Annotated in this window: 10 protein-coding genes and 4 tRNA genes; 5 read left to right on the forward strand and 9 right to left on the reverse strand. The window is 58.2% G+C overall.

Translation table 11 applies throughout. From position 1 onward, the window contains the following. Positions 1-288: 288 nt before the first annotated feature. The 4 genes from ACZ495_RS08485 to rsfS form a co-directional block, all read right to left on the reverse strand. Entirely contained in the window at positions 289-1,821 is a 1,533-nt protein-coding gene (locus ACZ495_RS08485; protein WP_464262052.1) for an outer membrane homotrimeric porin, read from the reverse strand. A 270-nt stretch (positions 1,822-2,091) separates the two neighbouring features. Beyond that, positions 2,092-2,334, reverse strand: a complete 243-nt coding sequence (locus tag ACZ495_RS08490) for a hypothetical protein (protein ID WP_012624199.1) — start codon at positions 2,332-2,334, stop codon at positions 2,092-2,094. Continuing rightward, on the reverse strand, positions 2,327-3,892 hold the full coding sequence (gpmI, locus tag ACZ495_RS08495) for a 2,3-bisphosphoglycerate-independent phosphoglycerate mutase (RefSeq protein WP_072311674.1): 1,566 nt from the start codon (positions 3,890-3,892) through the stop codon (positions 2,327-2,329). The genes ACZ495_RS08490 and gpmI overlap by 8 nt, the downstream gene beginning before the upstream one ends. A gap of 4 nt (positions 3,893-3,896) precedes the next feature. Next, positions 3,897-4,319 (reverse strand): ribosome silencing factor, encoded by a 423-nt coding sequence (gene rsfS / locus ACZ495_RS08500; protein ID WP_041723865.1) that lies wholly within the window; start codon positions 4,317-4,319, stop codon positions 3,897-3,899. A gap of 383 nt (positions 4,320-4,702) precedes the next feature. Here rsfS and ACZ495_RS08505 point away from each other — a divergent pair, with 383 nt between their 5' ends. The 5 genes from ACZ495_RS08505 to ACZ495_RS08525 all read left to right on the forward strand — a co-directional run bounded on the left by ACZ495_RS08505 (position 4,703) and on the right by ACZ495_RS08525 (position 6,505). Continuing rightward, on the forward strand, positions 4,703-5,965 hold the full coding sequence (locus tag ACZ495_RS08505) for a phenylacetate--CoA ligase family protein (RefSeq protein WP_371261793.1): 1,263 nt from the start codon (positions 4,703-4,705) through the stop codon (positions 5,963-5,965). 191 nt (positions 5,966-6,156) lie between these two features. Then, positions 6,157-6,231, forward strand: a tRNA-Gly gene (locus ACZ495_RS08510). An 11-nt stretch (positions 6,232-6,242) separates the two neighbouring features. After that, a tRNA-Cys gene (locus ACZ495_RS08515) sits at positions 6,243-6,316 on the forward strand. Positions 6,317-6,350: 34 nt separating this feature from the next. Further along, positions 6,351-6,425 (forward strand) — tRNA-Gly (locus ACZ495_RS08520). Positions 6,426-6,430: 5 nt separating this feature from the next. Further along, a tRNA-Gly gene (locus tag ACZ495_RS08525) sits at positions 6,431-6,505 on the forward strand. A 223-nt stretch (positions 6,506-6,728) separates the two neighbouring features. On the opposite strand, the gene ACZ495_RS08530 is transcribed toward ACZ495_RS08525, so the two are convergent. From ACZ495_RS08530 to fdnG, 5 genes are all read right to left on the reverse strand, one after another. Beyond that, positions 6,729-6,962, reverse strand: a complete 234-nt coding sequence (locus ACZ495_RS08530) for a type VI secretion system contractile sheath large subunit (RefSeq protein WP_150083000.1) — start codon at positions 6,960-6,962, stop codon at positions 6,729-6,731. A gap of 417 nt (positions 6,963-7,379) precedes the next feature. Next, complete coding sequence (locus ACZ495_RS08535; protein ID WP_012624195.1) at positions 7,380-7,823, reverse strand: cytochrome c3 family protein; 444 nt, start codon at positions 7,821-7,823, stop codon at positions 7,380-7,382. A gap of 445 nt (positions 7,824-8,268) precedes the next feature. Next, positions 8,269-9,246 carry a formate dehydrogenase accessory protein FdhE gene (locus tag ACZ495_RS08540; RefSeq protein ID WP_012624194.1) on the reverse strand — a complete coding sequence of 326 codons (978 nt, stop codon included), beginning with the start codon at positions 9,244-9,246 and terminating at the stop codon, positions 8,269-8,271. 310 nt (positions 9,247-9,556) lie between these two features. After that, complete coding sequence (locus tag ACZ495_RS08545; protein WP_012624193.1) at positions 9,557-10,216, reverse strand: 4Fe-4S dicluster domain-containing protein; 660 nt, start codon at positions 10,214-10,216, stop codon at positions 9,557-9,559. Positions 10,217-10,265: 49 nt separating this feature from the next. Next, on the reverse strand, positions 10,266-13,304 hold the full coding sequence (fdnG, locus tag ACZ495_RS08550) for a formate dehydrogenase-N subunit alpha (RefSeq protein WP_012624192.1): 3,039 nt from the start codon (positions 13,302-13,304) through the stop codon (positions 10,266-10,268). Positions 13,305-13,741: the final 437 nt, after the last annotated feature.

Here is a 13,741-nt window from a genome sequence, read left to right on the forward strand (position 1 = left end):
TCCGAAGTGCCTCCGTCCTCCTTGATCCACTCCCGGGCATTCCGTTGCCGGTGGCAAGCCTGACGACAGAAGTTCGCCGCAAGGGCATACGAGAGGACTGTATACCTGCTGCCAATCGCCGAGGTAACCACCGAACAGCTTTGAAAATGCAAGGCTTTCAAGCTCAGGTGCGGCCTATCCGTACAGAAAAGAGCCGCTTCCCCTGCATGCGCCTGCGGTTCCCACGCAAAAGGGGGAGCCGAAGCTCCCCCTTGAAGTCGATGCTTGCCTTGCGGCAGGCTGCGCAGCTTAGAAGCTGTACGCGAAGACCACCTGGGCCTTCCACATATCCTGCTTGTCAAAGCTGCCGCCGTTGTTGGCCTTCTTCCAGGTGCTGTTGTCCATAAAGTTGGCAACGTAGTCCAGCTCAAGATTCATTTCGAGGTTTTCGTAAATCTGGTAGCTGTTCACGAGGTTGAATTCCAGCATGCCGTCGTTGGTGGTCAGGTAAGGGCCGGTGTTGTTGCCCCAGCCATCGGACCAGGCGTAGGCGCTGTCCATGTATTTGGCCATGGTCGGGCTGTTGGTGCCGCCCCAGTAAGCCACGCGGAAGGTGTGCGACAGGTCTTCGATGAAGCTCATGTCGCGGATCTGCGCGCCGATACCCCAGGTGCCGTCATAGGTCAGGGAGTAGTCCTGACGGATCCAGCCCATGTTGCCGTCACCGATAAAGGAGGTGAAGTTGCCGGAAGCGGCCACGGAAGGCATGCGCTCGGAACCGTTCTTGGGATTGCTGTCGTCGCCGGAAGCATACCAGCCGAAGATGCCGGGTACGCCCCAATCCAGCTTGTATTCCACCAGGGCCTTGGCAAGCCAGCCCTGACGCTCGGTGCTGGAACGCTTGGTCACGTTGCCATTCTTGGTGGCGTCAAAGCGGCCCATGCCCTGCATGTAGCCGTAGTTGATGTCAAGCTCAATGTTCAGCGGATCAAACATGGTCACGGCAATGGGCAGACCAGCCCAGAAAGCGTTGCCGTAGTCGTTGCCGGTGCTGCCGATGCCGCTGTGGGTGACACCGATGCCGGGATAGGGGCGCAGGGAGTAGTGCAGGTTACCGTCAGCAGTGCCGACGCCGTCATACGCGCTATTTTTCTCATTCCAGGACTTCAGGGCGTTTTTGCCCACCATGCCGTACATGGCCCAGGGGGTCACGTTCACACCGTCAAAGGTCAGGGGCACCATCAGGCTGAACAGATCCATATTGTCCAGGTAGTTGTTCTGCTTGGAGTTCGTGCCGTCAACATAGTTGTCGTTCAGCGGGCGCGCCCACAGGGCGGTCAGGCCGACGTTTTCGTTGAACTTGTAGTTGACGGTGATGCCGGCAGCGTCGGCATCAAGCACAGCGGAGCCGCCGGCCACGTTGGGCAGGGCCACGCCCTGGATACCCATACGCACCTTGGCGTCGGTATCGGGCACGATCCAGTCGAGGTACGCGCGCTTCAGCTTGATCTGGTTGGTGCCGTCAGCACCGAGGGCAGCGCCGTTGCTGGCCTTGCCCCACTGGGAGGTGCCGATTTCAAAGTACACGGTACCGGACAGGGCTTCAGAAGCCACGGCGTCCAACTGCAGGCGCAGGCGCTGGGCGGCCTGGAAATCGTCGTCGCTGTTGAACTTGCTGCTCTTGCCGGTGTTTGCGTCACGAAAATTCTTGATGGGGTTGGCGTCGCCCACGCCGAAGCCCATGAGCCACTGGCCCTTGGCCTTGAAGTCGATGGCGCTGGCGCCGGTGGCCGCGCCAAAAAGCAGGCCGGCGGCCAGCACGAGTGTACAGATACGTTTCATAACCCTTCCTCTCTTTGAAAAAACATCCCACAAAATAGAAAAATACAGCAACCTACATTTAGGTTGAAATTCGTTCTACACGGATTCAGTTTCGGTGGCAAGAATTTTCGTCAAAAAATTTTAACCGCCTGTAAAAAACTCGCTGCGGCGCGTGATCGCGCCGCCTCAAAAGGCATGGAAAACGGCATCCGCTCTCGCGAATGCCGTTTTCCATGCCTGATTCTTCCGGCCCGCTCCCCCAAAAATCCGGGAGCGGTTCAAACAATTGTGTTACAAAAAGTCGGGATCAGCGGCGGCCTTGCCTTCGGCCAGCATGATGCGCACATAATGCAGGCTGTGCTCATCCACAGGGATGATGGGAAAACCCTGACCACAACCCGGACAACGCACCATGCGCGGCTCTGTGGGGCTGGCCTGGGGGACATGCTTGCCGCAGCCCGGACACTGGTAAAAGAAAAGGATTTCCATGCCATCCGGGGCCACAGGCTCTATGGGCCGTTTACGTTCAGCCACGGGCGTTCTCCTTTCTGTCCGGCTTTGTCCCGTCTTCGCGGGCCAGATTTTGCCCCGTCATGAGGGGAGAGGGGGCAAGCCCCCACAATGCCAGAAGCGTGGGCGCCACATCGGCCAGCCTGCCATCGGCCAAGGCTTTGACCTTGCCGCCCGGCTCAAGCAGGATGCAAGGCACAGGATTGGTTGTATGCGCCGTTTGCGGCTGCCCCTCGGGCGTGAGCATGACCTCACAGTTGCCGTGATCGGCAATGATGAGCATACGCCCCCCGCGGGCTTCAACAGCTTCAACCATACGCCCCACGCACCGGTCCACCACCTCGCAGGCTGCAACGGCGGCCTCAAGAACCCCTGTGTGTCCAACCATGTCCCCGTTGGCAAGATTGCAGACCACAAGATCGTACTGGCCGGAATTCCAGGCCTTGATAAACTCGTCCGTCACCAGGGGGGCGCTCATGGCAGGCTTGAGGTCATAGGTCGCCACGTCGCGGGGCGAAGGCACAAGAATGCGGTCTTCGCCCGTAAAAGGCTCTTCCACGCCGCCATTGAAGAAATAGGTCACGTGGGCGTATTTTTCCGTTTCCGCCAGCCGCAGCTGGCGCATGCCCTGACGCGACACCACCTGCCCCAGCCCCTGATCCACCGCCTCTTTGGGAAAGGCCACTGGCAGATTGAAGCTGGCCTCGTAAGAGGTCATGGAGGCCAGGGCCGACAGCACGGGCATTTTGCCCCTGTCAAAGCCCTCAAAACCGGGAGTGATGAAGGCAGCGGTCAACTCCCGCATCCGGTCGGCCCGGAAGTTGAAAAAAAAGACCGCATCGCCGTCGGCCAGACCGGGCGCGACATCGCCTGTATCAAAACGCACGGGCTTCAGAAATTCATCGGTAATGCCCTCGGCATAAGACGCTTCCACCGCTGCCACGGGATCAAACGCCAGCGGGGCCTTGCCGTGCACGATCACATCCCAGGCTTCCTTGACGCGCTCCCAGCGCTTGTCGCGGTCCATGGCGTAAAAGCGCCCCACCAGGCTGGCAATGCGTGCCTGCGGCTGGTTCCTGATGCTGGACGCAAGGGCGCGTACAAAGTCCGCCCCGCTATGGGGGGGGCAGTCGCGCCCGTCTGTAAGAGCGTGGATGCGCACGGGAATATCCTGCTCAGCGGCCATGGCGCACAGGGCTTCAAGATGGCGTATGTGGCTGTGCACGCCGCCATCAGAGAGCAGGCCCACAAAATGCACTCTGCCGCCACTGCGCCGCACTGCGGACAGTACTTCGCCAAGCACCGGGTTGGTCGCGAAGGAGCCATCCTCCACTGCCACATCAATGCGGGTCATGTCCTGATAGACCACGCGCCCCGCGCCGATGTTAAGATGCCCTACTTCCGAATTGCCCATATACCCCACGGGCAGGCCCACTTCACGCCCCGAAGCCACAAGGCGGCTCTGGGGGCAGCGGGCGGCCAGGGCATCCAGATTGGGGGTACGGGCAACAGACGGAGCGTTGCCAGGCCCAGGAGGGGCAATGCCCCATCCGTCCAGTATCAGCAGCAGTGTTGGCGTCATGATATTATTCTCCGCTGTTCTGCCCAGCGGCCGTGCCTTTTCCGGAACCGTGCCCCCACAGGGCTTCAAGGGCGTAGAGCTCGCGCACCGGCTCCTGAAAGATGTTGACGATAACATCGTTCATATCCACAAGAATCCACTGCCCGGTGGCATACCCTTCTGTACGCAGAAATTCGTAGTTGTGTTCGCGGCATAGCTGGGCCACGCCGTCGGCAAGGCTCTGGGCATGGCGCACCGAATTTGCGCCGGCCACAACAAGGACGTCGGCAAAGCTGCCTTCACCTTCAAGGTCAAGGCAGACCACGCGCAGCGCCTTGTGCTCTTCAAGCCATTGGGCCACATCCGCCGCCTTGCGGCTCGCGGGAACATCTGAAAACTGTATGGGGGCGCGGCCCCCGGCGGGTGTATTGGGATGATTGTTTTCCATAGCCAGCACATACCGTAAAGCCGGGTCAAGGGCAATGGGCTTGCCAGGGTGGCGGCATGCCCGAGCGGAGGATTTCGCTTTTTCCCGGGCTGCCGCCCCTAGGTGTAAAAAGAGTATGCTTGGCCGCGGAGTACGGCAGAAAAACCTCATGCCCGGCCGCCGGAAGCCCCCCTAAAGAACACCGCGGCAGCCAGATCCGGCGCGGTGCACGGACCTGTTTTTGTTGACCAGTTGCGGACATTGCGGCATACCGGAAAGGGTTTGCACACGGCAACGCCGTTTTTCATCTTTGTTATTGACGGCCCAAGGCCGCCGCCAAAAGCCAGCTAAAGGAGAGGGCCGTGCTTTTCGACATCAAACAGGAAACCCTGCCCCGCGAGGAAATGGAAGCATTGCAGTTGCGTCGTCTGCGCGACCTGTGCAACCGCGTTTACGCCAACGTGCCTTTCTACCGCAAACGCTTTGACGAAGCGGGCATATCCCCCGCAGACATCAAGTCGCTGGCCGATCTGAAGCTTCTGCCCTTCACCGAAAAGCAGGACCTGCGCGACTACTACCCTTTCGGCCTTTTTGCCGTGCCGCGCGACCATATCGTGCGTCTTCACGCCTCCAGCGGAACAACGGGCAAGGCCGTGGTAGTGGGCTACACAGCCCGCGACCTTGAAACCTGGGCCGAACTTATGGCCCGCAGCATGTCCGCCGCAGGCGTCAGCCGCTCGGATGTGGTACATATAGCTTATGGCTACGGCCTTTTTACCGGCGGGCTTGGGGCGCACTACGGCGCGGAACGCATCGGCGCCACGGTGGTTCCCGCGTCCGGCGGCGCCACACGCCGTCAGGCGCACCTGATGCGCGACTTCGGAGCCACCGTGCTGTGCGCCACCCCCTCTTACGCCCTGCACCTCTGGGAAGCCGCCAACGAGGCCGGGGTGGATTTTCGCGAACTGTCGCTGCGCACAGGCATTTTCGGCGCGGAGCCATGGTCCGAAGCCATGCGCCGTGACATTGAGGAAAAGATGGGCATGGACGCCATGAACATCTACGGCCTGTCTGAAATAATGGGACCCGGCGTGGCAATGGAATGCGTTGAGGCAAAGCACGGTATGCACCTGTGGGAAGACCACATCCTGCCGGAAATTATCGACCCCGTCACCGGCGAGCAGCTGCCTCCGGGCCAGGTCGGCGAACTGGTGCTGACCACCCTCACCAAAGAGGGCATACCCATGCTGCGCTACCGCACCCGCGACCTCACAAGCCTTGATTATACCCCCTGCCGCTGCGGGCGCACCCATGTGCGCATTTCGCGTCTTCAGGGCCGCAGCGACGACATGCTTATCATCCGCGGGGTCAATGTCTTTCCGCAGCAGATCGAAGGCCTGCTTATGGAAAGCGACGGCCTTACGCCCAACTATCAGATCATTGTGGGCACATCCAACAACCTCGACACCCTTGAGGTGCGTGTGGAAGTCAGCGACACCCTGTTTGCCGACGAAATACGCAAACTGCAAATGCTTGAGAACCGCCTGCAAAAAAGCATCAAAGAATTTCTGGGTGTTTCGGCCAAGGTGCGCCTGATGGAACCGCGCTCCATCCAGCGCTCTGAAGGCAAGGCCCAGCGCATCGTGGACCAGCGCGAAAAGCCGTAGCACACGGCAGATGCAGGACTTCAGACGGGCCGTTATCCACGGCCCGTCCTGCGTTTTATCAGCCCCGGCTTTTCATGCAGTTTTTGCCCGGTTCGGCATACCGGCAGAGCAGAAAAAAATAAATCTTGCCGAAATTTATGGAACAAAGCTTGACACTCAGGCTCAATCCACGTAAAAGCATACCTCGCTGAGCGGGAGTAACTCAGTGGTAGAGTGCAACCTTGCCAAGGTTGAAGTCGCGGGTTCAAATCCCGTCTCCCGCTCCACTTTTTTTGCTGGCGGCATAGCCAAGTGGTAAGGCAGAGGTCTGCAAAACCTCCATCTCCAGTTCAAATCTGGATGCCGCCTCCAAAAAATTTTCACGCTTCGCCGTTTCGCAGACCATGCGGGAGTAACTCAGTGGTAGAGTGCAACCTTGCCAAGGTTGAAGTCGCGGGTTCAAATCCCGTCTCCCGCTCCACTTTTGCGGGAATAACTCAACGGTAGAGTGTCAGCTTCCCAAGCTGAAGGTTGCGGGTTCAAATCCCGTTTCCCGCTCCAGAGAAAAAACATGCCCTTACGGTCACGCCGCAAGGGCCTTTTTTATTATTCAACAGCATGTGTGGACACACCGTCTTTATCTTTATCCTCGCCGTTGGTCCCTCTCTGTTCGGGCATGCCCAAGATGTGCTGTGCAAAAAAAGGGCCGAGGTTATCACCCCGGCTTTTCCGCTTTTACGTCGTGTGAACGACCTCGCCCATCCATATTAGTGGCGCAAATTTTTTATTGATGCTGAACCGAGGATGCCTCCAGCTTCATTCTTGTTTCGTCAATAATCCTTCTTAGCCCCTGATTAAAATCATCTTTTTTTACAATCTGCGTATTCGCTCCAAACCATCTGTGCACTTTGACTTCATCTGAAGCCGGCGGCACACTGTTAAGATAGTTTGTCCAGTTTGATAAAATACGTTCAATCTCACCACGTTGTTTCTTTGTAATCTCATTATTCAATTTCATTATCGTTTACGGTGACACAAAGGAAGAGATTGCACAAGCTAATTAAACTATTTTTTCCTCAAAATGTCGCCACTCATGGCTGCTTCACAGTCATATAGCTTCCAGATTAAAAAATCTGCCCTACCATGATCGCTTTATCCGTGCGCCTTCGGGCATCTTCATCAAAAGCATTGCTGCCCGTTCCGCCGCCACAAAAATCAGCACCGAGGATGGGCCTCCAGGCAGGCATAGAACAGCAGACGGGCAATCTGTGGCTAAAAACCGCAGCAGAACCGTAAAAAATCCCGGTCTGCCCGCAGTAACGGCAGGAAGTCCCCGTTATGCGGCAAGCTTTCGTCCATAAAAGCAAGGATGCCGGTCAACCTCCGGCTGACCGACATCCAACATCCGGCACAAGTGCCGTACTGTGCATACAAACTATTTTTTGGCAGCCTTGGCGGCCTCGGCGGCTTCACGCGCGGCGGGGCTCATGTGACAAGGACGGCAGCCCTTGAACTGCGGGAACTTGCCCGGATTTTCAGCAGCAAGCTTCTTGTGGCAGCCAAGGCACGAGCGGTCGCTGTTTTTGGAGTGGAACGCCATGAACATACTCATGGGGTCGCGCTCACGCGCGCCGGGCGTGGCGTGACACTCGGTACAGGCCACATAGCGGCCATCGCTGCCTTCCTCGTGGTGGCAGTGGAAGCAGGAAATACCCTTGTGTGCGGTATGGGGAAACATGACGTTCATGCGCTTGGAGCCGGAAGCTTCAATTTCAATGGGTTCCTTGATGGCTTGCGACATCTCTTTGACGCTGCGGGCCTGCGCGCCGCCAGCCCACAGAAACGTCAGGGCAAAAAGAGTGATGACCAGGGTTTTCATGAACAAGCTCCTCCTGAGGTAGTAAATCTTCGGAAGCCCTGAATAATGATCATCTTTGCTCTCTGCCCGCAGCAGACCGCACCGCAAAACCTCATACATGTTTTGGTGCATCAGGCTTTGCCGGGCCGCCAGCCTTGGCAAAGAGCAAAAATCCTCATTACTGCAACGGTTTCCCTTGTGTCTCTGCGCATGCCGGACCATCCGGCCAGCCTGGCCTCTGACGCGCCGCTGGCGCTTCTCTTCAGCCCGGCGGCTTTCGGGCGCGCTTCTGCCCGTTGGCCCGGCCCGTCATGCTTCCGGCCTTTTACACACAACTCTTTGCGCTCGCGGCTGCTCACGGCGCATGAACCTCATGCTGCCATTGCCTCCGCCATGCTTGCGGCCAGCGCCCTTGCGGCGGGCGTCTGCTCCCAATCCTTCAGAACAGTCTCAGCGTTACGCTGCCCTAAAAAGTATTCCAGAACGAAACCTTGAGCGGGCGCAGCTTTTTACGGGCCGCCACCATATCCAGGTGCATCATCCCCAAGGCCAGCGCGTCCATATCCGGCTTTCCGTCGCGTTCACGCAGGTCCACTGTCGGGCAATAGGTTTTACACTTGGTGCACCAGTCCAGCCGCTCGCCGTGAGCCGAGCCGCTTTCACGCAGCATTTCGATGACACCGCTGCCCTTCTCGCCACATGAAGGACAGGTTCCGCGCATGAATTTCCAGTCAGTGCCGCACAGGCCGCAGTGCAGATGTTTCTTGCCGCCGCCGCCAGCCAGATAGGCATTTTTTTCGTCAACCAGGGGTTTGTCGAGCCAGGCGATGGTGGCAAAACTGCCGCATACGGGGCAATAGCCCTGCCGCCACAGGCTGCCCGCATCCCAGGGGGCGTCCCCTTCTTCAGGCAGGCTCCCTGACACAATTGCGCGTAAAACCGGGGCCAGCACAAAACTGAAGGCAAAATGCAGTATTGAAGGATCGAGGTCATGTGCGGCAGCCAGACGGGTTTCTTCTTCGCTGTTACCCGACAGCAGGGCTTCGGCCAGTGCTTCGCGCGGATCCTGCCTGGTTTTGGCCCCCTTGCCCTTCTTTGCTGCTCCAGCCGGAGCCAGCAAAAAAGCCTCAAGGGCGGGCAGGTGAGGAGCCATGGTTTCCAGCGTAGCCAAAAGCGGCAGCAGTTTTTCGGCGCTTTGCCGCAACGGGGCGGCGGCTCCCGTCAACGGTACGCCGGCCAGCAATGAAAGACCCTGCTCCAGGGCGCCGGGCTGCGCTTCAGGCAGTTCCAGCCCCGAAGCGCGTATGCTGTCGGCCAGATCATCGGCCAATTGGGCCTGGGCGGCCAGCAGGGGTTCAAACGCCCGTAGCACGGGTTCCAGCACGGGGCGGCATTCCACCACCTCCGCCAGGGTTTTTGCCACGCTTTGGCAGGATGAGGCCATTGATGCTCCCAAACCCGGAGGCCGGAACCTCCGTCCGAAAGGTGATAGCGGCGCGCGGGCTGTTTCCCGCGCGCCGCACTTGATGCCGTATCGCAGGCCCTGCCGCCGAAGCGGTCTGCCCGTTTCCGGCGAAAAGGCGTTTCCGCCGGAGATATGCACAAGTGCCCCGCCCGGCTGTGCCGTGAATCCGGCTTCCGGCAAAACGCCGGAAGCCGTTGAATACGGTACAGGCCTGACGGCAACGCTGTGCATCAGCATAATTTCAGTTGACAATTATGGCAATGCCAAACTGAAACCTGACTGAAGCACTCTACATAAAGGCCGCGAACTCGTAATACTTATCCTTGGTGTCGGCCAGCAGGTAGATCACGCTGACATCTTCCATATCGGCCAGAAAAGCCTTGGGCCAACGCTTTTTGGCGTTTTCAAGACGTTTCTGGGCCAGGGGCAGCACCTCTTCACGCTCGCCGAAAACCATGGCCCCTGTGGGGCAGGTCTTGACGCAGATAGGCTGCATACCCGCGCTGACACGGTCGATGCACATATCGCACTTGGTCAGGCGGCCGTTTTCGGGATCGCGCCTGGGAATATTATAGGGGCAGGCCTCCTGTATGGCCTGGGCGTCGTCCTCGCTGAGCTTGGCCGATTTTTCCGTAGCCAGTACGGCCCCTGTTTTCTTGTCCTGTATCATGGCTCCCGGCACCGCCATGTCTGCCACATCCACACAGGGCGGCGTGAGGCAATGGCGGCACTGGTCGGGAAAGAAGTTCCAGACCACATTGCCTTCGTCATTGATATATTCGTGAAAGCGTACAATCTTGAGGTTGTTGGGATTCAGATCCGGCGGATTCTGGTGCGTGCCGCGCTGCTTGGTGTGGTTGGCAGGCAGATCATGCCACTCCTTACAGGCCAACTGGCAGCCACGACATGCCGTGCACCGCGTGGTGTCAACTAAGAATGTTTTCGGCATAGTATGCTCCTTGTCAGGCGCGCCCTACCGTAAGGGCGCGCCCTTCTCGTTAGCCTATTTCGGTGAGTTTATCAGCCTTGCGCAGGTTTACGCAGCAGGCCTTGGACTCGGGAATGGTAGTATTGGGATCATACGCGCCAACGGTAAGCCTGTTGGTGGAGTCGCCGGTTTTTGGCGTTGTCCAGCCAAAGGCAAAGGGCATACCCACCAGGTGGACAGTTTTGCCCATAACCGTGAAGGGACGTATACGCACCGTTACCATGGCGATGGCCTCACAGTTGCCGCGCGCGCTTTCAAGCACGACCCCGTCGCCGTTCTTGATGCCCTTTTCCTTGGCCAGCTCGTGGCTCATTTCCACATAAAGCTGCGGCTCTGTTTCCAGCAGGTTGGGCACGTTGCGCGTTTCACCGCCGCCACACCAGTGCTCGGTAAGGCTGTAGGTGGTCAGCACTATGGGGTAACGCGGATCGGCCGGAGGCGCGATCTGGTCCATGTCGGTCTTGTGGTATTTATATACCGGGCTGCTGAGCTGCTTGGAGAACGGATGGGTCGCCAGGGGCGTTTCAGCAGGTTCGTAGTGCTCGGGGAACGGACCGTCAGCCGGGCCGGGACCATAGAACTGGGCAAGGCCGTCCTTGACCATGATAAAGGGCAGCTTGCCCTTGGGGTCAGCCATGGGCGGCCAGGGGCCGTCGGGCACGTCGCCCACCCATTTGCTGCCGTCCCATTCGATAACAGCCCTGTTGGGGTTGAAGGGCTTGCCGTTCATGTCCACCGAGGCGCGGTTGTACAGGATGCGCCTGTTGAGCGGCCAGCACCACGACCAGTTGGGGAAGAGGCCTATCTTGGCCTGCATGGGCGTCTGGCTGGGATCGCGCCGCCGCGACTTGTTGCCGTCTTCTTCCGTCCAGCTTCCGGTGTATATCCAGTTGAGGGAAGACGTGGTTCCGTCATCCTTGAGCGCGCCGAAGGCGGGTACAAGCTGCCCGCGCTTATAGGTCTTGTCGCCCACCTTGGTGTCGGCCCAGAAGAAACCGTTGATGCGCCTGGCCCAGTCTTCAGGATCATACTTGTCCGTCCAGTGCATCTGCAGCACGGCTTCGGGCAGTACCCCGCCCTCTGTCTTGTACATGCGGCGGATGGTGTTGAAGAGCGGCACGACCACGTCAGCGAAGTTGCGCGCCTCTCCGGCGGGTTCCACGGCCTTGTCGAACCACTGCAGCCAGCGCCCGCTGTTGCTGATGGTTCCCGCCTTTTCGATGCGATGGGCCGAAGGCAGCAAAAAGACCTCGGTCTTCTTGGTCTTGGGGTCCACGCCGGGGCGTTGCCAGTTATCCGTGGTTTCCGAATTATGGATTTCGGAACAGACCAGCCAGTCAAGATTGTCCAGGGCTGCCCGCATCTTGTTGGTGTTGGGGAAGCTGTTCATGGGGTTTACACCCATGATGAAGCCGCCCTTGATCTTCTTGTTATAGATCCTGTCCATGACGAACATGTACGAATAGTCCACGCCCGGCTCCAGCTTGGGCAGCAGGCTGTAGCAGAAGTCGTTTTCGGGGGTGGCGGCATCGCCGAACCAGCCCTTGAGCAGACTTGTCACATACTTGGGCCTGTTGCCCCACCAGTTGGCGCTGTTAGGCACCACCGTTACCGGGGTATTGGCCTTGTTGTATTCGCCCAGGGTCTGCCACGGAGCCTGGGGTGTGCCGTGGTAGCCGGGAATGTTGTTGTACAGCAGGGCATGGTCGGTCGAGCCCTGCACGTTAGGTTCGCCGCGTAGCGCGTTGATGCCGCCCCCGGCGATGCCTATGTTGCCCAGCAAGAGCTGCACAAGACTCGAAAGGCGGATGTTCTGCACGCCTACTGTATGCTGTGTCCAGCCCAGAGCGTAAAGAATGGTTCCCGCCTTGTCCGGCCTGCCGGTAGCGCAGAAGTTCTTGTACACCTTGAGCAGGTTGTCCTGCGAAACGCCCGTGACGTCGGAGACGTTTTTAAGCGTGTAGCGGGAGTAATGGTCCTTCATGAGGTTGATGACGCAGCGCGGGTTCTGGTGTGTGGGATCCACGACAGGCCCGCCGTCAGGCCCCTTGGCCAAGGCCCACTTGCTTTTGTCATACTTGCGGGCGGCGGCATCATAGCCGCTGAAAAGCCCGTCTTCAAAGGCGTAGCCGTCACCCACCACAAAGGCCGCGTTGGTGTAGTTGTTAACGTACTCCTTGTGGTACAAACCGTTTTCAAGGATGTAGTTGAGCATGCCGCCCAGGAAGGGGATGTCCGTACCCGAGCGAAGGGGCACATGGAAATCACACCTGGCGGATGTGCGCGAGAACTTGGGGTCCACGTGCATGAGCACGGCCCCGTTGTCCTTGGCTTTCATGATCCATTTGAAAGCCACGGGATGATGTTCAGCGGCATTACTGCCGATAATAAGCACCGCATCGGCATTCTTGATGTCGATCCAGTGGTTGGTCATTGCACCGCGTCCGAACGACTCTGCCAGAGCCGCAACAGTGGGGCTGTGTCAGACCCGCGCCTGGTGGTCCATATGGACAACACCCAGGCCGCGCAAGGCTTGATGGATAACAGCGCACTCTTCGTTGGAAGCGTGCGAGGTTCCCATCCAGAAGATGGTTTCCAGACGGTTGACCGTCTGCCCTTTGTCGTTTTTAAGGATCATATCCTTATCGCGTGCGTCCTTGACGCGGCGCGCTATTTGCTCAAGGGTCCAGTCCCAGTCTTTTTCTTCCCACTTGTCGCTGAACGGAGCGCGATACATGGGTTTCATCAGGCGGTGGTCGCTGGTGTACATGGAGTACAGCGCCGCGCCCTTGGCGCAGAGCGCGCCTTCGGTGATGGGAAAGTCCGGATCGCCCTCAGTGGAGACAAGCTTGCCGCCCTTGACGTAAGCGATGATCTGACACTGAACAGAACAGAAGGGGCAAATGCTCGATACTTCCTTGGCACCCTCGATCTTGAGTTTGCCGGCGTATGCCTGGGCCTCGCCCAGGTCAAAACCCAGGTGCCCCAGCGTAAGGCATAATACCCCTGCACCGACACCTTTGAGAAAACTCCGTCGAGTGCTTTTCATGAGACCTCTCCTTGTTTGTGCCTGTCACATGCGCGGGGCCGAGGCAGGCGGCCGCGCAAAAGAAGCTTTGGCGACAATGTGTGCGCCTTGATAATAAAAAGAGTTGCGATCACCATATTCCAAAAATCGTGATGTCGCAAGATTGTTCGACATTTTATATTATAGTTTCACGTGGTTGTGATATTTTTCCCTAGATGGCAAATTGTCATACCATTCCAGCCAGATACTTAAACTCCCCCTTGATGCTGTCCATTTTTTGCTGAAAAATCACAAAAAACATGTATGGAATATCGCCCGAAATCACTGAATTTTTCTTTTACCATTTTATTTATCCATCAATTTTTTCCACTTCCGTTGTCAACAGGGCGGCCCCGGCCGCAAAAGCGCCCAAAAAACGGCCTGCGAAAACTTTTTCACAGGCCGTTGAGCAGAATATG

The organism is Desulfovibrio sp. GTC20076, from assembly GCF_055385905.1.

Excerpts from the sequence above, each read along its gene's own strand:
- ACZ495_RS08485 (WP_464262052.1), bottom strand. The coding sequence starts at position 1,821 with ATGAAACGTATCTGTACACTCGTGCTGGCCGCCGGCCTGCTTTTTGGC.
- gpmI (WP_072311674.1), bottom strand. The coding sequence starts at position 3,892 with ATGACGCCAACACTGCTGCTGATACTGGACGGATGGGGCATTGCCCCT.
- rsfS (WP_041723865.1), bottom strand. The coding sequence starts at position 4,319 with ATGGAAAACAATCATCCCAATACACCCGCCGGGGGCCGCGCCCCCATA.
- ACZ495_RS08505 (WP_371261793.1), top strand. The coding sequence starts at position 4,703 with ATGGAAGCATTGCAGTTGCGTCGTCTGCGCGACCTGTGCAACCGCGTT.
- ACZ495_RS08530 (WP_150083000.1), bottom strand. The coding sequence starts at position 6,962 with ATGAAATTGAATAATGAGATTACAAAGAAACAACGTGGTGAGATTGAA.
- ACZ495_RS08535 (WP_012624195.1), bottom strand. The coding sequence starts at position 7,823 with ATGAAAACCCTGGTCATCACTCTTTTTGCCCTGACGTTTCTGTGGGCT.
- ACZ495_RS08540 (WP_012624194.1), bottom strand. The coding sequence starts at position 9,246 with ATGGCCTCATCCTGCCAAAGCGTGGCAAAAACCCTGGCGGAGGTGGTG.
- ACZ495_RS08545 (WP_012624193.1), bottom strand. The coding sequence starts at position 10,216 with ATGCCGAAAACATTCTTAGTTGACACCACGCGGTGCACGGCATGTCGT.